This is a genomic window from Gracilibacillus alcaliphilus, from assembly GCF_016909015.1.
Taxonomy (GTDB): domain Bacteria; phylum Bacillota; class Bacilli; order Bacillales; family Amphibacillaceae; genus Gracilibacillus; species Gracilibacillus alcaliphilus.
The window spans coordinates 107,229-130,801 of the sequence record NZ_JAFBFA010000009.1 but is presented as its reverse complement, the minus strand read 5'-3'; the positions used below and the strand labels follow the sequence as shown (position 1 = coordinate 130,801).

The window sequence follows — 23,573 nt, the reverse complement described above, 5'->3', positions numbered from 1 at the left end:
TTATTCATAGCGTTTTGTGCCTTCAGGGTTAGGAAAGGAATGAATATAGACATGATAGAAGTAGATCAGGCCAGACAAGTATTAGATGATGAACAAAGTATCCAAGCATTTGATGATATCGTGTATCAAAGGGTGTTAGGGGCGAGTAAGCATATTAATATGATAGGTGATATGATTGAATCGATTGCTTTGAGCGGAAAAAAGAATCATACAGCTGCACATACAGTCATAGAAAAAATCCAAATTATTTCCCAATATTTTATTGAAACTAGGGGTGCAGCTAGTCAGGCAATTAGTAATGCCATTAATATCATGATCAAAAATCTAGATGATGTAAGAAATTTAGATATTGAAGAGGCCTCCAAGCTGATTATTCAGAAAAAGAATGATTATCTCGTTCAATCACAACAAGCGATAGAGAAAGTAGTGGAATATGGATGTGAAGTTGCTTCTACGATGAAAACCATTATGGTTTTCGATTATTCTAGTACGGTAAATAAACTGCTTCAGAACTTAAAGAATGAAAAGTATACCATCATCATCCCGGAAAGCAGAATAATTGGTGGTGGTTATCCATTTATACAGGCTTGCCAAGAAGCTGGTCATACCATTAAATTTATCCCGGATGCAGCTATTATGTACTATCTGAAGGAGTGTGATGGAGCCTTTTTTGGTGCTGAAACATTTTATCCGGATGGCACGACCTTTAATACTACTGGTTCAGACATTGTTGGATTAGTATGTAAGGAATTTAATATTCCGCTTTATGTGCTGACACCGATGATAAAAATTGATATAAGAGCAATGTATGGCTATCAAAAGAAATTAAAAATTAATGATTTAACAGAGGAATTAGCCTCAGATTGGGATCCGGAGGTAAAAAGTATAATCGATTTTCACTGTCCAGAACTGATAGGCGTTGAAGCAAAATATATAACTGCCGTTATTACCGAGGAAGGGATCATTCCGGCCAATCAATTATTTGATAGTAGTAAAAAATTTCATGACCGTTTGAAGGGGGAATAACAATTGAGTATGATTAATTCGAATGGTGTCGCGTTGTCCATGGTCCAGCCTGACCCTTTACCAGGAAGTTACCGGCACACTAATAAGAAAATAGATGAGATTATTGATTATTCATTAAAGGAAACCGAAATGGTGCTGGAGAATGGCTTTGACGGCATCGTTCTGCAAAATATGAATGATATGCCAATCAAACAATTTTCCTCACCAGAAGCTATCGCTTATATGACAAGAATAGGCGATGCGATCAAAAGAGAATTTCCTGATCAGATATTAGGTATTTTGATGAATTGGGATGGAGTAGCTGGTTTATCAGTGGCCGATGCGATTGGCGCAGATTTTGTAAGAGTGGAACACTTGTTTACTGGTGTGGAAGTAACTAGTGCAGGCTTATTACAAGCTCAGTGTGTAGAGATCAATGAATTGAGAAAAAAAATAAAAAGCGATATTCCTATATTTGCCGATGTATATGAGGTACACGGGGTACCATTAGGTAAGAAGCCTATTCAAGATGCTGCCTGGGAATCGGTCCATGAAGCATTTGCCGATGGTTTATTTATTGCAGGAAAAAATCCAGCGGAGAGTTTAGAGTTAGTACAAAAGGCGAGAACTAAAGTGAAAGATACACCCATCTTTTTAGGTGGGGGCGCAACAGGAGAAAATGTGTTTGAGCTGCTTCAGCATTATGACGGTGTCTGTGTGGCTACATGGATTAAAAATGGGGACATGAAAAATCCGATAGACCCTGAACGTGCGAAACTATTTATGGATGAAGTAAAACGTGCAAGAGAACTGGAAACAATTAAGTAGAAAATGACAAAAAAGTTAGTGGATCCTAGGATTTGGCGATACAGGGGAGATCTGAAGAAAACAATAGCAGCGAATATGCTTCGAACCGAAAAATATAAGCTTATTATCTAACATGGTGAGGGAGAAGGGGAATTGTATGATTTAGCAAAAGATCCAAATGAATCATGGAATTGCTGGAATAATAAAGCTTATCAATCTATAAAAATAAAGTTATTTAAGCGGTTATTCGATCGAATGATAGAGGCGGCTGCTCCTAGAGAAAGAAGCTCTGTGGTAATCGCTGGATTAATAAACAAAGATAAAATACAGTAAATAAAATAAGTGGAATTCTTCACATAACAGTGAGGAGTTACCACTTTTTTTATTGGGGTTCTATAATCATTGTGCCGCATGGAAGCTAAAAAATACACAAAATAAAAAAGCAGAAATTATCTATCGAAAATAAAACTTTGTCAGGTGATTTAACAATTACGTGGAAATAAACAATCAGAATTTTTATACTTAACTTAATAACTATTAGTAAGTATATCCAACAATGAACAGCAGTTTATCTATGTTTCATAAGAAGTATCAATCGTCCCAAATAATCCTTACTATTTCATCCAGCAAGGATTATTTGAGTTGAAAAGCTGTGGGAATGCCTTTATTAAATATAGCTGCTACTTCGAATAATTTAATTTAAGCGTATATTTATTAGGATGGAAATATATTTTTGTATATTCAAACATAATTTCTTCATCTAGTTCTGAATGGTGCTTCATTAATAACACGGGAACATTTTGATCGAGTTGAAATAATTGAGTTAAGTCTGAATCAGGCATGATGGGTTCTAATTCACCATGTCTTTTTGTAACTTGATAGCCCTTATTTTGAATGTGTTCATATAATGATTGTTTCATAATATCAACAGATAATTCAGGGAAAAGCTTTGCAGGGATATGGGATTCTTCTAATAAAGATGGTTCCTCATTAACATAACGGAGTCTTTTGACAAAAAAGATTTTTTCATCATCCGCTAATCCCAATATTTTCTTTACATAGGAAGTGGGGAGCGTATAACTGAATTCTAATATCTCATTATAAAAATCTGTGTTTTTTTCAATCATTTCAGCAGTAAAGCTTTCCATATTTAAAATATCATATTCTATTTTCTCTTTTTTGATGTAGGTACCACTGCCATGAACACGATAAAGTAAATTCTCATCTATCAGCAGCTTAATGGCATGTCTGATGGTTACCCGGCTTACCTGATACATCTTAGAAAGCTTAGTCTCGGAAGGTATCATATCTCCATCCACTAATTTGGAAGAGTTTATATCCTCTTTTATTTTATTGGCAACCTCTTTATATAATGGCATCGATTTATTCCACATTAAAACCAACCTTTCTCCAAATACTCTATATAAATATAACATGTCCCCCTAAAAATTTGTATAAATGATACAAATTTAATACAAGTATATTGTCAATTGATATTTTATGTGTTAAAGTTGTATTTAAGTTGTATTAATATTATTAAGAGGAGGTATTGTTAATGTATTAGAAAATACATTACATCAATTTCTAAAGGAAGTAAATAATTGATTAACAGTGTTTAGGTGTTCTCTACGATAGAAATAATAAAAAATGGATGAATATTTAGTATCGAAGAAGCAGGGAAGCGTGTTTCCTGCTTGCAATCACTGCTCTAGATAATGACATCTATTGGGGGAGAGGAGAAATACAAACATGAGAACAATGATCCAGAAGTTTGGGAGAACTTTATTAGGTCCTTTATCCATCATTATTGCTTCAGGTTTACTTTTGGGGATTGTATCTATTTTACAAAATCCAAGTGTTGTAGGTGAAACAATATCTGAAGCTCATTATGTACAAACCTTTATATCTGGAGTTCAAGCAATTGTTTCCACCATGTTTAGTTTATTGCCGATTTTATTTGCTATTTCGGTAGCAACTGGTTTGGCAAAAGAAGACAAAGAAATAGCAGGACTTGCGGTTGTGATTGGGTTTATGCTGTTTAATGTAGTGATTAGTTTTTTACTAGAGCTAAATGGTATTACTGGTGCAACGACTTCTGTAGAATATCTGATGAATCAAGGCAATTCAGAAGTGGAAGCATTTCAGATTTCTTCTGCTTATGAAAACGTACTCGGTGTGTTTACCTTCCGGATGAGTATTTTTGGAGGGATTATAGTCGGGCTGTGGACAGCGTTCATTCATAATAAATTCCACACTCAACAATTGCCAGCTGCCTTTAGTTTCTTTAGTGGTAATCGTTTTGTACCGATTATGATTATTGTTACCATGCCATTTGTATCGATTGTGATGTACTTTGTATGGCCATATGTTAATGAGGTAATCAATAGTTTAGGTAATTTGATCAGTACATCAGGGGCAATTGGAACATTTCTTTACGGTTTTTCTGAACGTTTATTAATTCCGACTGGCTTACACCACGTATTAAACCAGATGCTTCGATTCACACCATTTGGTGGAACAGCAGAGGTAGATGGCCAATTAATTTCTGGAGCGTTAAATATATTTAATGCACAAATGGGATTAGACAATCCAGATATGGATGTATTGAGGAACTCGACGCGTTTCCTTTCTCAAGGAGTTCATGCATTCCAAGTATTTGGACTGCCGGCCGCGGCTTTTGCTATGTATAGAGCGGCTCGACCTGAACAACGTAAAAAGGTGAAAGGATTGCTTATTGCGGCTGGACTAACTACGTTTGCAACTGGTATTACAGAACCAATTGAGTTTGCGTTTATATTTATCTCTCCACTTCTTTGGATATTCCATGCCTTTATGGCAGGTCTGTCATTTATGTTAATGACCCTATTCGGAGTAGCGGTTGGAAATGCCGCTGGGGGATTAATTGACCTAAGTATCTTTGGTATATTACAAGGTACCTATACGAAATGGCCAATCATCGTTTTAGTTGGTATATGTTATTCGTTCATTTACTATTTCGTATTCAAATATGTAATTGAGAAATTTAATATTAAGACACCAGGAAGAGAGGATAGTGACTCATCTGATGATGACACTTCTGGGGATTCTTCTGCAAGCACAAGCAGTACAAGTGACTTAGGTGTTCAAATTATGGAAGCGATAGGCGGTAAAGAAAACATTACTGACATTGATAACTGTATATCAAGGCTTCGCTTAGTACTAGAGGATACAAGCTTAGTGGATGAAAAGTTAGTGAAGAAAACAGGCTCGATGGGAATTGTAGTAATCGATAAAAACAATATTCAAATCGTCTATGGAGCAAAAGTAGAACAAGCTGCTCGCGCACTCAAAAGCGCAGTGAAAAATAACTAAGATATTGGAAGTTTACGTGCTGACTCGAAATAATTTCCATTACATTTATAAAGGAGGGGAAAATCACTAAAATACAGCATATTTTAGTGAATATTATGGAAGTAATTTATGTAAAAGACTATGAAGAAATGTCGAAAAAAGGATTTGAACTAATCAAGAAAGTAATCGAAACAAAAGAATCACCAGTTGTATCTTTAAATACAGGAGGCACACCAAAAGGCTTATTTCAGCATCTTGTAGAAGAAATCAATCAAGGATTAGATATAAGTAACACCACCATTATGAGCTTGGATGAATATATGGGTCCAAAAGATGCGGTTTACACTGTCAGAAATTTCATGCACAAAAGATTGTTTGATTTAATCGAGCAACAACCTAAAAATATCTTTTTAATGGATGGCTCTACAGAAGATGCAGAAAGTGAAATTAAACGATATAAAGAACTATTAGAAAATTATCCTAGAGACATTCAATTACTAGGATTAGGTACCAATGCGCATTTAGGAGCCAATGAACCTGGTACACCTTTCGATACAACGATGTTCTTAGCACAGCACCATGAATCAACTATCCAATCAACCATGAAAGAGTATGGAATCACGCGTGAAGAAGCGCCAACAGAAATGCTGACACTAGGACTTAAAGAAATAGCCGAAGCAGAAACAGTATTATTATTAGTATCTGGTAAGCATAAAGCACAAGCTGTTAAGGATTTAATTGAAGGAGAAATTTCGCCTGATTGTCCCGCAAGTATTCTTCGAGAATGTAAGAATGCTATTGTGATTGTAGATGAAGATGCGGCTTCTTTATTAAACAAATAAAACAAAAGAAACTATCAAGGTAATAAGTTAGCCTTTGAGCGGCTGACAACAGATCTAGATGGGGGAAATACCATGCATACAAGTTTAGACAGAATTATCAATGATTTGGAGACATTAGCTACGTACACATCCACTCCAGGAGAAGGTGTGACAAGATCTTCTTACAGTAAAGAAGATCAAATGGCCAAAGATTACCTGAAGAAAGAAATGGAAAAAATCGGACTTGACGTACATGAAGACGCATTTTCAACTGTTTTTGGACGGCGTGAAGGTAAAAATCCTAATGCCCCGACAATTATTATAGGGTCTCATTATGACTCTGTCGTCAATGGGGGGCGTTTTGATGGAACGGCAGGAGTAGTAGCTGCTCTCGAAACACTCCGAGTCTTTGAAGAAAATAATATAGAAAATTATTATCCAATCGAGATTATTGCAATGAATGCAGAAGAGGGAGAAACCTTTGGTCCAGGAAGTGGTGTATCTAATTCAAGAGCAATGGTAGGAACACTGACAGAAAAAGAATTAGACTTAGCCAAAAACAGGTTTGGAGAAACAAAAAGAGAAGCAATGAAAAAATATGGACTGGTACCGGATTTAGAAGCTGCTAAGAGAGATATGAGTAAGGTTAAATCATTTATAGAGCTTCATATTGAGCAAGGTCCCAATCTAGAAGCGCAAAATATAGATATCGGATTAGTAGAATTTCTTGCTGGAATAGGCAGATACATGGTTAAGTTTCATGGTAAATTCGAAGATTCGACTGCCTCTATGGATACCAGACAAGATGCTTTAATCGCAGCCTCTAAATTTATATTGGCATTGAACCAATTGATAAATGAATTAGGCGAAGGGATTACAGGGACGGTAGGTATGATTAATGTGTCACCTAATTCCAATCAATATGTACCTGAGTTCGCTGAAATATCTGTAGAAATCAGAACGATGGATAAAACAGTTCTAGATAAAGTGAATATATTAGAAGAATTCAAGAAAATCATAGAAATGATCGAGGCTGAAACCAATGTGAAAGTTGAAATAGAGGAAAGAGCCCGAATAGGTTATCCTAATCCTACACCTCCAAGCGTAATGGATAAAGAAACGGTGAAATTAATGGAAGACATATGTGATGAACTGAATTACAGCAGCATGATTATCAACAAAGGTACAGGCCATGATGCTATGATTACAGCGGAATACGTACCAACAAATATGATCTATGTGCCGAGTAAAGAAGGTATCAGTCACCACCCTGATGAGTGGACAGATTATGAAGATCTGCAAAAAGGTATAGAAGTCATGCTGCATACAGTGAAAAAGCTTTGTCAAAAAGGTTAAAGTTTTTATAAAAAACGCTAGCAACCTATTTATAGACTCATTGCCTGATAAAGTGCGGCATTGTTTCATCTCCTGCTAATGCTTAGCAAAACTTAACAAGGCATTAGCGTCCGTTTCTCCCCACCTTGGCTTTCTTTGCACCTTGAGGCAAGGTGGGGTTTTTACAGACGATTAGTATCATGATAAAAACGGAGGCGATCAATACATGTTTTTTAAAAAACGGAAAAAGAACAATGAAATAACGATAAATAGTCCGTTAAATGGAGAGCTTATTTCATTAGAAGAGGTACCAGATCCCGTCTTTTCTCAAAAAATGATGGGAGAAGGCGTCGGCTTTATCCCAACAACAGGAGAAGTGTTCTCTCCTGTTGCTGGAGAAATTACACAAGTTTTCCCAACGCAACATGCGATTGGTATCATAACGGATGAAGGTGTGGAGGTACTATTACATTTAGGCTTAGGAACCGTTGAGCTAAAAGGCGAGGGTTTTAACATCGAAGTAAGTGAGGGAGACAAACTAAATGTGAATGATAAAATAGGTGATTTTGATCTATCCTTCATAGAGGAAAAAGGGAAAAAGACGACCACTGTACTCGTTTTTACAAACTTTGCAGATAAGGTAGAAGAACAGACCGTTTTGCATCAGGGTAAGGTAGAGTCTGGTCAAGAAATTGTAGAGTTGAAATTAAAGTAGAATCAACATTACACTTTTTTAGATTAGCATATGAAGGGGTTATAACTTGTAAAATTCATTCTCTTTTACTTAGCTAACAAGGGAACACTCATAGTTTAGTTCTTCCATGGTAAGAATAAATGCTAGATAAATAAGAATGACTTAAGGTATCCTAATAATAAGGATACCTTCTTTTATTTGTAATAATTTCGATCCATTGTGTAGAGTTTACAATGTTGTGTCTATAAACGATGATTCATCAGTATATAGAAGAGGTAAGTGATTATAAAAAAGTAGTAATCATGTAGTCGGGAGGAATCATAATGACATTGAATTTAAGATATGATCAAGGTCGAATTCGCAAATATCATTACTTTATGCTGCTAAGCTTAATTCAAAAATATAAAAAAATTTCAAGATCCCAGCTTGCTAAATTGACAAAGATGAGTAATACAAGTGTAGGGAAAATAATAAAAAATCTTATTGACGATGAGCTAGTTATTGAGGCAGGACAAACTGACGGTGAGATTGGCAGACGGGCAGCATTATTAGAAATCAATCCAATTGGGTCATTTATTATTGGAGTTGAAATGGATAAAAATGGTGTTAAAATTGCTATCGTGACCTTAACAGGAGAAGTGATTAGAGAAAGGCAATTTGCATTTGATCCTGATCAAGAGCCATACAGGCTGCTTGATAAACTAGGAGAAGAAATTACGATACTTCTAAGTAAGATGGACAGTAGTATAAACAAAAAGATAATAGCAATTGGTATTAGCATCCCTGGTTTGATTACATGGCCGGAAGGAAAGGCATTGAGGGTTCCTCAATTTCATTGGGAAAATATTAATATTAAAGCGTATTTGGAGGAAAAATTAGATTTTGTTGTATATGTTGATAATCATGTCAGAACAGTCCTGTTAGCGGAAAGTCTATATGGAAATATGAGGAATTATAACAATTCTGTCTGTATTTATATTGGCAGCGGCGTCGGCGGCGCTGCCATGGTGAACGGTGAGATGCTACGAGGTCACCGCAATACATTAGGGGAGATCGGCCATATGATACTGGATCCTCATGGCACGGTGTGTGACTGTGGCCGGCTTGGATGTTTACAGACTTTTATTTGTTCTTCTGAATTAGAAAAGCAAGCTCAAATGCCCATGCAAGAAATTTTTTCTGCCTATAAAGAGAGAGAAGATTGGGCTGTAAAACTTATTAATCGGGCACAATCTTATCTCGGTCTTGCTATTTCCAATGTAATTTGCATTTATAATCCAGAGGCAATCCTAATTGCAGGGCCAATGATAGAAGAATTTCCAATCTTAATAGATAATATTCAGGATGAAGTAAATAAATATATTTGGGCTCCTTTAAGCAATTCTTTTCACCTAGTCTATCCTGAGATTGGACGAAGCAGTGGGGTTATCGGTGCGAGTGCACTGGTACTGAATGAGTTTTTGAGATTTACAAATGATGATGTTTAATTATGTATATAATACGTTATGGTATTAACAGATAAATATAAGCAAATTTTTGCAAAAAAAGGTGTAGTGTGAGCAGCAAATGATCAGATCGCTCCCGGTCTGTGTAAAGTAATATCTTAAAGTGAAGCAAATAACATGATGAGGTTTAACAAGCGGTTTGGTGATGCAGGTAGATCTACCTGAACCATATCAAAAGAAGAAGCATAAGTAAAATATGCCAGTTAATAAATGATACATATTTACCTCATCGCTTCTCGTTATTGGCTGTATTCTTTAAAAAATTATTTAATACCAACGCGCTTGCTCCGATGATATCACTATCCTCGCCTAAGCTTGCTTTCAACAAAAGAAAAGACTCTTTTAAAGGTGACCAAATGTGTTTTTTAGTGTCAGCTTCTAGATTTTTTGTTATTTCAGGAAATCTTTCAATCAAAGGACCAGCAAGCAACACAGCCTCTGGATTATATGTACATATAATATTGGAAATAGCAATTCCTAAATAATTTTTCGCTCTGTCAATGACTCTGACAGCCCAATCCTCATTATTTTTATAGGCAAGAATAACCTCATCCATAGATCTTTGGGTTTGTTTTTCGATTTCAGATATACAAATATAGGTTTGTAAGCAGCCTAATCTGCCACAATCACATAATGCCCCATTGGGGTTCATGGTTGTATGTCCAATTTCACCTAACATATTATTATGGCCTCTGACAATTTGTCCGTTTATCATAACACTGCTACCAACACCACTTCCTATATAAATACAAGTAGAATTATGCATATTATTGAGATTTCCAAATAGGTACTCTGCTAATAAAACGGAACGTACGTCATTATCTACAAAAATATCGAAATTTAATTTGTCTTTTAAATAATCACGAACTTCTACTTCATGCCAATTAAATTGAGGAACTCTAACAGCTAATCCATCAGGCCATGATATTAAACCAGGCATACTAATTCCTATTGCAAGTATTTTCTTTGGTTTATTTTCTATGAATTGTTTAGTTAGCGTAATTAATTGATCTAATGTTTCTCTAGGATGATGTTTCACCTTACAAGCTACTTGCGTTTTATCAACAATTTCACCATTTAGTGTAACTAAAGCAATTTTGATAGAATTAATATCAATGCTGATACCGATAATAAAAGCCCCTTTAGGATTTATTTCTAATAAACTTGCTTTCCTTCCGATTTCTCCCTCCGTTTGCCCTTTCTCAATAATTAAATCATCTTTCATTAGACTTTTTGTAATCTTCCCTACTGTTGTATTACTTATCCCAGTAAATTTGGATAATTGAGATCGCGAAATTTTTTTATGTTTTTGAATTAAGCTTAATAAAAGAAAATAATGGTGCTTTCTCACGTTTTGTTGATCAAATTTAAAGTTATAAACCATATTTATTGTCCCCCTTACATTGTCAGTTTAAAAATATTGTATATAATTATAGCAATTTTTAGTGTTAAATACAAAATTAGTAGAAAATAAAAAAGTATATTGTAATTTTCTGAATATTATGATAACATCATTTTTAAATTAAGGTTATTAATTACGGTTAAAAAACATGATACAAAGTATTTTGTTAAGGTTTCTGACAACCTATTTGCTATTAATAAGTTTATATTGTAAATTAAGTTTAAATATATCGATGATTTATTTGCGATATATGAATCCGTGAAATGAGGAGGTGTAGCCGTATCGTATATCTAAGTAGGGTGTAATAACGTGATTATTCATAAAAAATAGGGGGAAGATGGATGAAATTAAAATTAATCTACGCTAGTTCAGTATTGTTGTTATTTGTGTTGTTATTAACTGCTTGCGGATCTGATGAAAGTAATAGTGCTAACCAAAATGATAATTCAGATAGTGAAAATAATGGAAGCGGTACCACTGAATTAGAAATATTAAGCTGGTGGACATCTGGTGGAGAAGCGGAGGCGCTGAACGCGGTAATTGACGGGTTTGGTGAAGAAGAGCCAAATATAGAAATTGTGAATGCAGCAGTCGCTGGAGGGGGAGGTTCAAACTCGCAAGCTGTTTTGTCTTCGCGTCTGCAGGGGGGAGAACCGCCAGCAGTATTTCAAGCACAAGGTGGATTTGATTTATTAAGATGGCAAGAAGGAGATTACTTACAATCTTTAAATGATTTATACGAAGAGAATGGCTGGCGCGACGTTTTTCCAGAAACAATCATTGATATGAATACAATAGATGGTGAAATTTACGGTATTCCGATGAATGTTCATCGCAATAATATGATTTGGTATAACAAGAAAATATTTGATGACAATGGTATAGAGCCGCCGAAGACATTTGCTGATTTTTTTGAGATAGCAGATACACTTCAAAGTAAGGGGATCATTCCATTAGCATTAGGAGATCAAAATCCAAGGTGGTCTACTTTACTATTTGAAATGGCTTTATTAAATGAATTGGGGGCAGAGGATTTTTCAGCACTATGGACAGGGAATGAAGATTTTGACACAGCAAAAATAAGAAGTGCAGTAAATACATTTTCAAGAATGTTAGATTATACAAATGAAAACCATAGTTCTCTAGATTGGCAAGACGCAGCAGATTTAGTAGCTAGTGATGAAGCGGCGATGTTGATTATGGGAGATTGGGCATCAGGCTTTTTCATGAGCAGGGACTTAGTTGCCAATGAGGATTTTGGCTGGGTTGCTGCTCCTGGTACAGAGGATATCTTTAACATTGTCAACGATTCGATGGGTTATCCAACTGGGGTAGAGAATGCCGAAGAAGCAGAGGGATTTTTAGCATATTTAGGATCTGCTGAAGCACAAGCCGAATTTAATCAACTAAAAGGATCGATACCAGCAAGAACAGATATTGATGTATCTGATTTTAGTGAATATTCTCAAAGCGCTGCAGAAGATTTTAAAAATTTAGAATTAAATTTAAGTTTGGCAGGAGGATCACCTGTGCCGGCAGGCTTTTTGAGCAGGGTCGACGATGCTATTAATACGTTTGTTACACAGAGAGATCCAGACATGTTAATTAATTCTCTAGAAGAAGCAAAGTCCTTATTACAAGAGTAACTGACATGTGTATAGGTGGCAGTAATAATCACTGCCACCACATCCTTTAATGGGATGGAGGATGAGATTAGGGAGGTGGAATGTAATTGAATGATCACACAGATAAAAAAGGTGTCTATGAAAGGTTTAAATCCTTCATGGTCAGAAATATATCTTTATTAGTTGTATTACCATCTATTATATTTGTTTCTGTGTTTGTATATGTATTTATCGGTTGGACAGGGCTTGTATCTTTCAGTAATTGGAATTCAATTGCACCAGATTTGTCTTTTAATGGATTGCAAAATTATATACAGTTATTTCAATCATTTCGTTTTCAATCAGATATTCGAAATATGATTTTCTTTTCCTTGTTATTTATCTTAGGTGTAACTTTGATGGGGCAATTTTTAGCCATCCTATTAGAACAAAACATTAGAGGAAAATGGTTATTCCGAAATATTTTTATGTTTCCGATGGCCATGTCATTTGTTGTAACTGGTGTGGCTTGGAGGTGGATCTTTAACCCTGAATCAGGTGTTAATATATTTCTGCAAAAATTTGGCGTATCGCCTGGCTGGTATACAGATACAACAATTTTACCGGGCTGGTCTCTTTTTAAAATAGAGTTTGGACTGCCTATTGGGTTAATTGCAGTCTTGATTGCTGCGATTTGGCAAATGACGGGATTCTCATTGGCGATGTATATGGCAGGTCTTAGTGGGATCCCTCAAGAAGTTCGAGAAGCAGCTTTAATGGATGGGGCTAGTAAATGGAAAACCTATACGAAAGTCATACTTCCACAATTGAAACCAATTACATATGGAATAGTACTAATGATGTTACAAATATCACTTAAAATCTTTGATTTAGTTTACACTATGACAGGATCCGGACCGAACTTTGTAACGGACATGCCTGCTATCTACATGTATGAGGCTACATTCAAAAGTAATTTCTATGCGGAGGGTGCTGCTATTTCCATCGTTATGTTGTTTATGGTTATGGTGTTTGTCATTCCATATATGTTTAGACGAAAGGAAGATGCTTAGATGCCTAGAGTATTAGCGAATACACCCGTATATTTCATATTAATTGTCATGAGTATTATTTTTGTATCACCATTCTATGTATTAATTGTTACAGCATTGAAGCCGTTTAGTGAGGTTTCTGTACTAACAATGTGGTCATTGCCAGCAAATATTAATTTCAGCAGTTTTGTTCAAGCGATTAGTGAATTAGCTCCAAATTTATGGAATAGTTTTAAAATGGTGATACCTGCAACGTTGATTTCAGCATTATTAGGGTCTATTAATGGTTATGCACTGTCAAAATGGAAATTTAAAGGCTCAGAAGTGTTTTTTAATTTCTTGTTGTTAGGTATGTTTATTCCGTATCAAAGTATTTTAATTCCATTGATTCAAACCATTGATAGTATGGGGCTTTACAATACGATTACTGGTTTAGTCTTGGTGCACATTGTGTATGGTTTGCCAATGACAACATTAATGTTTAGAAACTTTTATGCAACGATTCCTCACGCCTTAATCGAAGCGTCACAAATGGATGGAGCAGGCTTTTTTAAAACTTATTTTAAAGTAGTGTTCCCTTTATCCATAACGTCTTTTGTAGTAGTAGGGATTTGGCAGTTCACAAATATTTGGAATGAGTTTTTATTTGCTATTACGATCACTGGTCATGGACAGCATCCGGTAATGGTTGCACTGCAAAATCTATCAGGTAGTCAAGTGGTAGAATGGAATGTTCAAATGGCAGGTGCCTTATTTGCTGCAATACCAACTATGCTTATATATATTTTAGCTGGCCGCTTTTTTATAAAAGGTTTATTAGCAGGATCTGTTAAAGGTTAGTGATTAATGATTGGAGTGTTGAGGTTGACGAAATTAAAGGTTGGTATAATTGGCTGCGGGGGAATTGCACAAGGTGTTCATATTCCTAATTATTTAAAGCTTCATAAAACGGTAGAGATTGCTGCAGTGTGTGACGTGAGTATGGAGAGAGCAAAAGCTTGCTCGGAAAAATATCATATCAAAAAATATTTTAGTGATTTTAAAGAAATGATTGATAATGCAGATATTGAGGCTGTGAGTGTATGTGTTCCTAATAAATTTCATGCAGAAGCAACTATTTATGCTTTACATGCTGGATGTCATGTCATTTGTGAAAAACCACCAGCGATAAACGTTCAGGAAGCTAAAGAAATGGCTAATGCTGCAAAAACAGCAGGAAAGATTCTAACCTATGGGTTTCATTACAGACATTCTAATGAGGTGCAAGCAATTAAACGGTTCATTGAGAATAATGAATTAGGTGATATTTATGCGGCTAAGTCCGTTGCGGTGAGAAGAAGGGGAATACCGGGTTGGGGTGTTTTTACCAATAAAGAATTACAAGGTGGAGGATCTATCATTGATATTGGTGTCCATATGTTAGATACCACCCTTTACCTAATGGGATATCCAGAACCTGATATGGTTTTAGGTAAAACGTATCAAAAACTGGGTAACAGAAAAGGTGTAGGACTCATGGGAGAATGGGATTGGGAGAACTTCTCTGTAGAAGATATGGGGCGAGGTATGATTATATTTAAAAATGGCGCTTCTATTATACTGGAAACAGCTTTTGCTGCAAATGTCCAAAAGGACGAGACCATGCAAGTATCTTTAATGGGGGATAAAGGAGGAGCTGATGTTTTTCCTGTACAGATATATCAAGAAAAACACGGTTCACTTATCGATATTCACACACCTTATTTAGAAGATAAAGATTATTATGAATTAGAATTCGAACGATTTGTAAATGGCTGTTTAAATAAGGATACCCCGATTAGTAAGCCGGAGGAGGGCGTGATATTGCAGCAAATTATCGATGCATTATATGAATCATCTTATACAGGTGAGGCTGTAAAAATAAAGTAGATTAGCAGGGAGGAGTTACATTGTTAAAAGGGATAGGCAAGGCAGGGCTAGATAATGTTCAAAACTTAGAAGAATTAATTATTCTAGCTTCCACGAATGGATTTGATGCTGTAGATACAGATTTTACAGATTTAAAGGTGTTTGTTGAAGAAAAGGGCGAAAATGAAGCTAGGGATTTTTTGAAGGTAAATAATATCAAGCTTGGTTCCGTTTCCTTACCTGTTAACTGGCGAACATCAGATAAAAACTTTCAACAGTCTATGACTGATTTGATCGAAAGTGCAATGATAGCGAATAAACTAGGCTGTACAACATTTTTCACTTTCTTTTTTCCATCTACCGACGAATATCCGGCAGCCTATCTGATTAAATTAACAAATCGCTTAAGGGTTTGCGCCAATCTTCTAAAACAATATGATATTACGTTAGCTTTAGAATTTGTCGGCCCTGTTCATTTGCGAAATAAATGGAAGTATCCATTTATATGGGATATTCAATCTACGCTGGAATGGATTGACCTGATAGGTGAACCGAATGTCGGAATAGTACTTGATAGTATTCACTGGCATACAATCGAGGGTACGGTTAAAGATATTAAGTTACTGAAACCAGAACAAATTGCGTATGTCCATATAAATGATGCCAAAGATATTCCAAGAGAAGAAGTGTTGGATAATGATAGATTGTTTCCTGGTGAGGGAGCTATTGATTTAGTAGGTTTTTTAAAGGCATTACAGCATATAAACTACCAAGGAATAGTATCTCAAGAGATTTTAACGATTCATGAACCAACAGAATCAAGTGCTGAATTAGCGAAAAAGTCTAAAGAGGCAATGGAGTATATATTTAATAAAGCAGGTATCTAATCTATTACAGTGTGAAGGAGGTAATAACTTGAAAGTTTTAGTAGGTTGTCTATATCACGAAACCAATACTTTTAATCCTTTTAGTACAAATGTTGAGGATTTTGTCATTATTGAAGGGGAGGACTGCCTTCAGCGATTGGGAAGTACAGAAGTATTTAAAAATGCCGGTGTAGAAATCATTCCAAGTATCTATGCAACTGCCTTATCTTCAGGAACTGTGACCCAACGGGCTTTTGATTATTTTTCGGAGAAGATACTCTCTGCTATAAAGAATGAGCCTGATATTGATGGAATTTGGCTACACCTTCATGGATCCATGGTTGTTGAAGGGATAGGTTCAGGAGAATTAGCATTATTAAAGGAAGTAAGATCTCTTGTAGGTAATGATATTCCGCTCTCTCTTACGTTAGATATTCATGCAAATAATGCTGCCGATTTATACAAGTACGTAAATATTGTTTGTTCGTACAAAACGGTCCCTCATGTAGATCAATCGGAAATAGAGGCCTTAACGGCGAAATATTTATTAGATGTAGTGGAACAAAGAGAAATCCTTCAGCCAGCTTTTATTAAAATGCCATTAATTATTTGTGGTGAGAAGGCACTGGGAAGCCAAGAACCGTTAAAGTCAATCTTCAACAAAATAAAGGAGATAGAAGCCGATGAAAAAATTATGTCAGCTTCATTTTTCTTGAGTCATGCTTGGAGTGATTCGGAAAATACTTCCACATCGATATTTGTTATTCCCAAAAGTGCCAAATACAAAGAATATGCCGATGAGAAAGCGATTGAGCTGGAGAATTTCATTATGGAAAGAGTGGAACAGTTTACCTTCTGTGCTCTGGATCTATCACCTGAGGAGGCGGTTCTTAAAGCGCTGCAGGCTGATCAAAACCCTGTGTTTATATCAGATTCTGGAGATAACACTACTGCTGGAGCAACAGGTATGAACACTAATTTATTGGAACTTTTTCATCATTCAGAATTGGGAGAAAAGAAGGTACTAATTTCTGCTATTTATGATAAAGAGGCCTATCAACTGCTGAACAGTAAGGAAATTAATGAACCTGTTGAGTTAAGTATAGGCATTAATAATGATAAGGATACACAAAAAGTCTTGGTGAAGGGAAAGTTAAAAGCAAAAGGTGATCTATTAGGCTATTTAAATGCTACGGATGACAAAGTAGGTGATGTTTGTACAGTTTCCATTGGGAATTTAGATGTGGCGGTAGCCAATAGAGCGGAATCGTTCATTACATTAAATCATTTTACAAGAGCTGGGCTTCACATAGAAGAATATGACGTTGTTGTTGTCAAACAAGGTTATTTATTTGATGAATTAAGTGAGATAGCGAAACTGTCTATCCTTGCTATGACCCCAGGAGCTACTTTTTTAAATATTAAGAATTTAAATTACAAGCATCAAAAATCAAATATAACATTAATTTAAATATGAGGTGAAATAAATTGAAAATCATTCAAACAAAAAATTATGAAGAAATGTCTCAAAAATCTTATGAGGTAATTAAAAGCGTTCTGGATAAGAAGAAGGACGCTGTTATTAATACGACTACAGGAGCTAGTTATGATGGAACATTTGAACTCTTAGTTAAAGCGATTAATAATGGAGAATTATCGATAAAAGATGCGATCATTATGAACTTAGATGAGTATATAGCAGAACGAGACAAGTCCTTTACTGTATATACTTATATGTACAATAAATTCTATGATTTGATTAAAGAACAACCAAAGTTAAAAGCATTACTAGATGGAAGTCTGGAAGATTTACAAAGTGAGATTAAGCGCTATAACCAGCTGCTGCATCAATATCCGAGGGATTTACAAATTGTGGGGCTTGGTGTTAACGGTCATTTAGGAGCCAATGAACCTGGTACATCATTTGATCAAAGGCTATTTTGTGCAGATAGCGATGAATCTACTATTCAAAGTACCATGGGTTACCACCATTTAACGCGGGATGAGGCACCTACTCAGATGCTGACTTTAGGATTAGCTGATATTATCGAGTCTGAAACAATCTTATTAACAGCTTCAGGTACAAGAAAGGCGCAAGCAGTAAAAGAGACTATTGAAGGGCCATTATCCACTGATTGTCCAGCTTCTATTCTTCAACAGCACGATAATGTAATTTTTATTATTGATGAAGAAGCTGCATCTTTATTAACCAATGATTATCGTTAATACAAATTTTAAAATATTATTGAAGTAGGAGTGCAAGATGTGTGGATAAAACAATAATCGCGATAGATATAGGCGGAACAACAGCAAAAATCGGTCTAATAAATAACCAGGGTTATATCATAGAAAAATGGGAAGTGCATTCAGATATCAGTAACAATGGTGAAAATATAATAGATAATATTTGGAATTCAATTCTGGAAAAGTTATCAGACATGGAAATAAATCAGGATGAGCTGTTGGGTATCGGGATAGGTGCTCCTGGCTTTGTTGATAATCAATCAGGATTGGTATATGAAGCTGTTAATTTAGGATGGAGAATGTTTCCGCTCAAAGAAAAACTTCGTGAAAAGACCAGGCTGCCTATTTTTGTAGAGAATGATGCGAACTTAGCAGCATTAGGAGAAAATTGGCTGGGAGCAGGAGAAAATGCTGAAAACTTAATCGCTGTAACGTTAGGCACGGGAGTTGGCAGCGGAGTTATTGCCAATGGGGAGATCTTAAATGGTTTTAATGGAACGGCTGGGGAGATAGGCCATGTAACTGTAGATCCACAGGGCTATTTATGTAATTGCGGAAGAAACGGCTGTCTGGATACTATCGCTTCAGCAACAGGTATTGTTAGAGCCGTGGAAGCGTATATAGAGGAACATCCTGATGCGAGGTTAGCGGAATGGCAACGAAGAAAACAAGTTATGGAAGCGAAAGATGTTTTTGATATGGCGAAAAAGGGTGATGAAGCTAGCCATAGAATTATAGAAAGAGCTTTAGGTCTTCTAGGACTTGCACTTGCACATTCTGCCTCTGTAATCAATCCTTCCAGAATATTGATTGGAGGAGGACTTTCGAAAGCTGGTGACTACCTGCTGGCTATTGTAAATGACTATTTGAAAAAGTATGCACTGCCACGGATTGTTGATACGTGTGAGGTAAAGCTTGCGAAATTAGGTAATGATGCAGGTATTATAGGCGCAGCCTATATTGTGCTTCATAAAACGGGTGAATTTGGGCAACTATAGTAATGTCCTGTTTAAATAATCAAACAGCAAAAGGCCTCAAGTGTATTATTTGCTTGAGGCCTTCTAATCGTAAGGCTCAACTCAGCTTGATTACAGCTCATCATGTACCAAACTTGTACTGATCTATTCAAAATACGTATGTAATAATCCCAAATGTTCCCGCTTCCCTAATTTAGAACTATGTTAGATTAGTTATCGATTATATGGACAAATTGAGGCAGTTTTTTATCTTTGATGTGGAGAAGGTCCATTATAATGAACCAGTGTTTATCATTTAAAAGTACTTTATGAATGTAAAGCTTGTTGTTTTTTAGGTTAATTTTTTCATATGTGTAACCCCTCACTATAAAGTCCCCTAAATGTACTATGTTAAATGTACAAAAGTATCTTGCTTTCTCTTAGCTCTCCTATATAATTAAGAATAATTATAAATTCATCTGCTATTTATAGCACAGTTATTGAGGAACTGTCTTTTTTTATCGAATTTAAAACAACTGGGATATGTAAATAAGAAGGTGATTATTACGAATTAACAGTTTATTTGGGATGTTATGAAATCGCTATCCTCATAGAAGTCCAACTCTGCACTGATTAAATGATCTTGCATAATTAGGAGGGCATATGATACCGAAACGATTAGAAAAAAACAATACTAGTTTAAAGTCTATTCTGCTTATTAGTTTTATTTGTATTGCTATTATACCAGTTATATTCATGTCTGTAGTGATGTATATGAAGAGCTCCCAAATAATTAATCAGAATGCCGCAAAATATGTAACTCAAATATTGCAACAGACAAATCAGGAGATTGACTCCAAACTCAAACAATTTGCTGAAGATTCTATCTCGATCTTAACGAATGATAAAATACAAGAAAGTTTAAATCCACAAAACATTCAAGCTGCGGATTATAGCACAAGAGAAGATTTAAGAAAAGTACTTACACGTTTCATTATAGATAATAGTAATATAACATCTGCCTCGATTTATCTTAACGATGGCAGTCTTTTGGTTACTACTGAAAATAAACTGAACGAATTGCAAATACCGCCCGATAGGATGGACCAGCTGGATCAGTATAAAGGAAAAATCCTTTGGAGCTATGCAAACGTTAATTCATCATCACCACAGACCAACTTAGTTGTTGCTCAACGTGCCATAAAGAATGTATTAGGTCCTTCTACCGAACCAATTGGCTATTTATCATTTACCATATCAGAAGATCTAATTTTTGATTTGATTGCTGAACTAGAGATGGGTCAGACTGGAAGCACATTCATTTTGGATCAAACAGGAACAGTTCTTACTAGTCAATTGAGAGGAAGTGTAGGAACCAAATTAGATGAAAAAATATTAGAGAATATATCAGATAGATATAGGGAAAATACAGATAGTGTGATTCAGAAGATTGGAAGTACAAATTATTTTATTGCGTTTGACCAATCGGAGGAAACAGGTTGGAGTGTGCTAGGCTTAGTCCCATCTGATGAAATCACAGAGGGATTATGGGAAGTTCAAAGAATCCTTTTGATCATCATTATTGTCTGGGTGATCCTGACCATTTTTTTATCTTCTAAAATAACGAAGAGTGTAACCAATCCTTTAATGGAATTAATAACTACCATGAAAACAGTGGAAAAAGGCGATTTTTCGGTGCGTGTGAATCTAAAGCAAAATAGAGAAATTCAATCGATAAGTAATAGTTTTAACCGAATGATTTACAAGGTTAATGAATTGATTAAACAAGTATATGAGCGAGAAATGAAAGAGAAACAAGCAGAATTAAAAGCCCTGCAAGCACAGATCAATCCTCATTTTCTTTATAATACGCTGGATACTTTCTATTGGATGCTATATGTCAAAGGAGAGGAGAAAATTGGCGGATTGATTGTTTCCTTATCCAGTATGCTTCGCTACAGTATTAGCAATGAAGGTTCATTTGTCGTACTGAAACAAGAGATGGATAATGTGCAAAACTATATTAATTTACAATCTGCCAGGTCGGGAGATAAGATAAATTTTGAACTTCAAATGGCAGAAAGTCTTGAACATGCTAAGGTGCTTAAATTGATATTGCAGCCGATAGTTGAGAATGCTGTTCATCATGGACTTGAAGAAAGTAATAAAGACGGCAGGATCATTATATCTACCAGAGAGGACCAAGGAAATCTCATAATCGCAGTGGAGGATAATGGCATTGGTATCGAAAAAGCACAAATCGAATCTTTTCAGAAGGAAAGACAAATAAACAATGGCATTGGACTGCATAATGTGGACGAACGGATTAAACTTACCTTTGGTTCCGCTTATGGCATCGAGATAGAAAGTGAAATTGGTAAAGGGACTAGGGTTAGTATTAAATTACCGTTACATTTCCCAAAAAAGAGCACGTAAGAAGTGTTTGTAGAAAAAAGGAGTGAGATCATTTGCATAACCTTAAATTGTTGTTAGTTGATGATGAATATATGGTTCGGACTGGATTGAAAAAGGTTATTGAAAACTTAGATGGGAATTGGGAATTAGTGGGTGAAGCAAAAAACGGTGAAGAAGGCTTAATGCTTATAAAGCAGTATCAGCCAGATTTAATTATTTCAGACATTCGGATGCCTAAAGTAGATGGGTTACAGCTTTTACAAAAAATAAAAGAATTGTACCCTGAAAGTTTAGTTATATTGCTTACTGGATATCCTGAGTTTGAATATGCACAACAAGCATTAAGAAATGGTGCTTTCGATTATATTTTAAAACCAACAAAAGCTGAGGACATCATAAAAGTTTTAAAGAAGACAGAAGATCTTTTGATAGAACGGAAACAAGAAAAGCAAGAGAAACAGGATTTACATGATTCATTGAACAATTATAATAAATGGATTACAGAAAAGACCTTTCGGAATTTATTATATGGGGGACATGTTGGAAATATAGATATTTCCCATAAAGGTGAGTGGGGATCTGAGACAGCTATTATCGTCATAACGATTGTTCAAAATAAACAATTATCATTAAGTCTATGTGTTAAAACCTTAGAGGAATTGACAAAAAACCTTTTTCCGAAAGAATTAGAAATCATCATTCTGCCAGATGCACAAGATGAGATACTATTATTACTAGTGGGTGACAAAGAGAGGTTCATGGATTGGGATAATTTAAAAGAGGATTTACATGCTTTAAGGATCAAGTGTGCACAAGACCATGATTTCTTATGGAAAGCAGGCGTGGGTGAACAGCTTTCATTAATGGAAGAAGCTTCTTTATCTTATAATCAAAGTAAAAAGGCCGTTCATTATTCCAAGCCCGATCAATTAATTATTCATTATCATGATATTCTTGATTTTGACAAAGATCCCTCTATCATACCGTTTGAAGTAGAATTAGCCTTGGTGAATGCCATAAAGTTAGGTGAAAAGGAAGAGGTAAAGCAGACTTTTGATAAGCTTACGATCTATTTTGAACATATGGTGTTTAAGGAACTAAATAATTATGTGAATAGTTTATTAGTGAAAATCACCAAAAGCTTATTAATTAAATATGAATCAACCTCATTATCTTTTCAAAACCATGGTGCTGCGCAGAAATGGCTTTATGAACAAGTGATGCAATGCTTTGCAAAAGTGAATGAACGTGAAAGGAAAGAGAAAAATTTTATTATTGAACGGGCAAAAAAGATGATTGCAGAGAACTATGGTTGTGATCTTACTTTAAAAAATGTAGCGATTGATTTAAGTATTAATCCAAGTTATTTAAGTGTTCTCTTTAAACAGGAAACTGGCGAAACCTTCAGTGAGTATATAGTGAATTATAGATACCAAGTGGCCAAAGAGTTATTAGAAAATCCGCGATTGAAAATATATGAAATTGCTGAACAAGTTGGGTATGTAAATGGGAGATACTTCAGCCAAATGTTTAAGCGAAACAGTGGATTGACTCCAAAACAATATCGCAATCAATTGGAAATCAAGATAAATGATTAAGACCCTCTAAATTGTTTGAAGGTATTTAATATCAACAAACAAAACCTAACCA

At 35.4% G+C, this 23,573-nt stretch carries 20 protein-coding genes; 18 read left to right on the top strand and 2 right to left on the bottom strand.

The genetic code is table 11. The annotated features are described in order from the left end of the window. Positions 1-39: 39 nt before the first annotated feature. From JOD18_RS09255 to JOD18_RS09245, 3 genes are all read left to right on the top strand, one after another. A complete protein-coding gene (locus JOD18_RS09255; RefSeq protein WP_204668664.1) occupies positions 40-1,026 on the top strand; it encodes an IF-2B domain-containing protein in 987 nt (328 codons plus the stop codon). 9 nt (positions 1,027-1,035) lie between these two features. After that, positions 1,036-1,833: a BtpA/SgcQ family protein gene (locus JOD18_RS09250; RefSeq protein ID WP_204668688.1), complete on the top strand. Its 798-nt coding sequence runs from the start codon at positions 1,036-1,038 to the stop codon at positions 1,831-1,833. A 132-nt stretch (positions 1,834-1,965) separates the two neighbouring features. Beyond that, positions 1,966-2,145 carry a hypothetical protein gene (locus tag JOD18_RS09245; RefSeq protein ID WP_204668663.1) on the top strand — a complete coding sequence of 60 codons (180 nt, stop codon included), beginning with the start codon at positions 1,966-1,968 and terminating at the stop codon, positions 2,143-2,145. A gap of 347 nt (positions 2,146-2,492) precedes the next feature. On the opposite strand, the gene JOD18_RS09240 is transcribed toward JOD18_RS09245, so the two are convergent. Further along, positions 2,493-3,248 (bottom strand): GntR family transcriptional regulator, encoded by a 756-nt coding sequence (locus JOD18_RS09240; RefSeq protein WP_239588021.1) that lies wholly within the window; start codon positions 3,246-3,248, stop codon positions 2,493-2,495. Positions 3,249-3,561: 313 nt separating this feature from the next. Here JOD18_RS09240 and JOD18_RS09235 point away from each other — a divergent pair, with 313 nt between their 5' ends. The 5 genes from JOD18_RS09235 (at position 3,562) to JOD18_RS09215 (ending at position 9,479) form a co-directional block, all read left to right on the top strand. Continuing rightward, positions 3,562-5,163, top strand: a complete 1,602-nt coding sequence (locus JOD18_RS09235; RefSeq protein ID WP_204668662.1) for a PTS transporter subunit EIIC — start codon at positions 3,562-3,564, stop codon at positions 5,161-5,163. A gap of 95 nt (positions 5,164-5,258) precedes the next feature. Continuing rightward, positions 5,259-5,984 carry a glucosamine-6-phosphate deaminase gene (locus JOD18_RS09230; protein ID WP_204668661.1) on the top strand — a complete coding sequence of 242 codons (726 nt, stop codon included), beginning with the start codon at positions 5,259-5,261 and terminating at the stop codon, positions 5,982-5,984. Between the two features lie 72 nt (positions 5,985-6,056). Then, the gene (locus tag JOD18_RS09225; RefSeq protein ID WP_204668660.1) at positions 6,057-7,319 is read left to right on the top strand and encodes a Zn-dependent hydrolase; all 1,263 of its coding nucleotides are present in this window, start codon (positions 6,057-6,059) and stop codon (positions 7,317-7,319) included. A 205-nt stretch (positions 7,320-7,524) separates the two neighbouring features. Further along, positions 7,525-8,013 (top strand): PTS sugar transporter subunit IIA, encoded by a 489-nt coding sequence (locus JOD18_RS09220; protein WP_204668659.1) that lies wholly within the window; start codon positions 7,525-7,527, stop codon positions 8,011-8,013. A gap of 302 nt (positions 8,014-8,315) precedes the next feature. Beyond that, a complete protein-coding gene (locus tag JOD18_RS09215; RefSeq protein ID WP_204668658.1) occupies positions 8,316-9,479 on the top strand; it encodes an ROK family protein in 1,164 nt (387 codons plus the stop codon). Between the two features lie 244 nt (positions 9,480-9,723). Here the strand turns inward: JOD18_RS09215 and JOD18_RS09210 are convergent, their stop codons facing one another. Further along, complete coding sequence (locus JOD18_RS09210; RefSeq protein ID WP_204668657.1) at positions 9,724-10,881, bottom strand: ROK family transcriptional regulator; 1,158 nt, start codon at positions 10,879-10,881, stop codon at positions 9,724-9,726. 359 nt (positions 10,882-11,240) lie between these two features. On the opposite strand from JOD18_RS09210, the gene JOD18_RS09205 reads away from it, so the two are divergent. The 10 genes from JOD18_RS09205 to JOD18_RS09160 all read left to right on the top strand — a co-directional run bounded on the left by JOD18_RS09205 (position 11,241) and on the right by JOD18_RS09160 (position 23,521). Continuing rightward, on the top strand, positions 11,241-12,545 hold the full coding sequence (locus tag JOD18_RS09205) for an ABC transporter substrate-binding protein (protein ID WP_204668656.1): 1,305 nt from the start codon (positions 11,241-11,243) through the stop codon (positions 12,543-12,545). Positions 12,546-12,682: 137 nt separating this feature from the next. Continuing rightward, the gene (locus JOD18_RS09200; protein WP_204668686.1) at positions 12,683-13,576 is read left to right on the top strand and encodes a carbohydrate ABC transporter permease; all 894 of its coding nucleotides are present in this window, start codon (positions 12,683-12,685) and stop codon (positions 13,574-13,576) included. Beyond that, on the top strand, positions 13,577-14,395 hold the full coding sequence (locus tag JOD18_RS09195) for a carbohydrate ABC transporter permease (protein ID WP_204668655.1): 819 nt from the start codon (positions 13,577-13,579) through the stop codon (positions 14,393-14,395). It begins immediately after the preceding gene. A 24-nt stretch (positions 14,396-14,419) separates the two neighbouring features. Then, a complete protein-coding gene (locus tag JOD18_RS09190; RefSeq protein WP_239588020.1) occupies positions 14,420-15,463 on the top strand; it encodes a Gfo/Idh/MocA family protein in 1,044 nt (347 codons plus the stop codon). Between the two features lie 20 nt (positions 15,464-15,483). Beyond that, positions 15,484-16,329 (top strand): sugar phosphate isomerase/epimerase family protein, encoded by an 846-nt coding sequence (locus tag JOD18_RS09185; RefSeq protein ID WP_204668653.1) that lies wholly within the window; start codon positions 15,484-15,486, stop codon positions 16,327-16,329. Between the two features lie 28 nt (positions 16,330-16,357). Next, positions 16,358-17,779, top strand: coding sequence for a M81 family metallopeptidase (locus JOD18_RS09180; protein ID WP_204668652.1), 1,422 nt, complete (start codon positions 16,358-16,360; stop codon positions 17,777-17,779). A 17-nt stretch (positions 17,780-17,796) separates the two neighbouring features. Further along, a complete protein-coding gene (locus JOD18_RS09175) occupies positions 17,797-18,534 on the top strand; it encodes a glucosamine-6-phosphate deaminase (RefSeq protein WP_204668651.1) in 738 nt (245 codons plus the stop codon). A gap of 41 nt (positions 18,535-18,575) precedes the next feature. Continuing rightward, positions 18,576-19,550, top strand: a complete 975-nt coding sequence (locus tag JOD18_RS09170; RefSeq protein ID WP_204668650.1) for an ROK family glucokinase — start codon at positions 18,576-18,578, stop codon at positions 19,548-19,550. A gap of 621 nt (positions 19,551-20,171) precedes the next feature. Beyond that, positions 20,172-21,944 (top strand): cache domain-containing sensor histidine kinase, encoded by a 1,773-nt coding sequence (locus JOD18_RS09165; RefSeq protein ID WP_204668649.1) that lies wholly within the window; start codon positions 20,172-20,174, stop codon positions 21,942-21,944. 32 nt (positions 21,945-21,976) lie between these two features. Next, the gene (locus JOD18_RS09160) at positions 21,977-23,521 is read left to right on the top strand and encodes a response regulator transcription factor (RefSeq protein WP_204668648.1); all 1,545 of its coding nucleotides are present in this window, start codon (positions 21,977-21,979) and stop codon (positions 23,519-23,521) included. Positions 23,522-23,573: the final 52 nt, after the last annotated feature.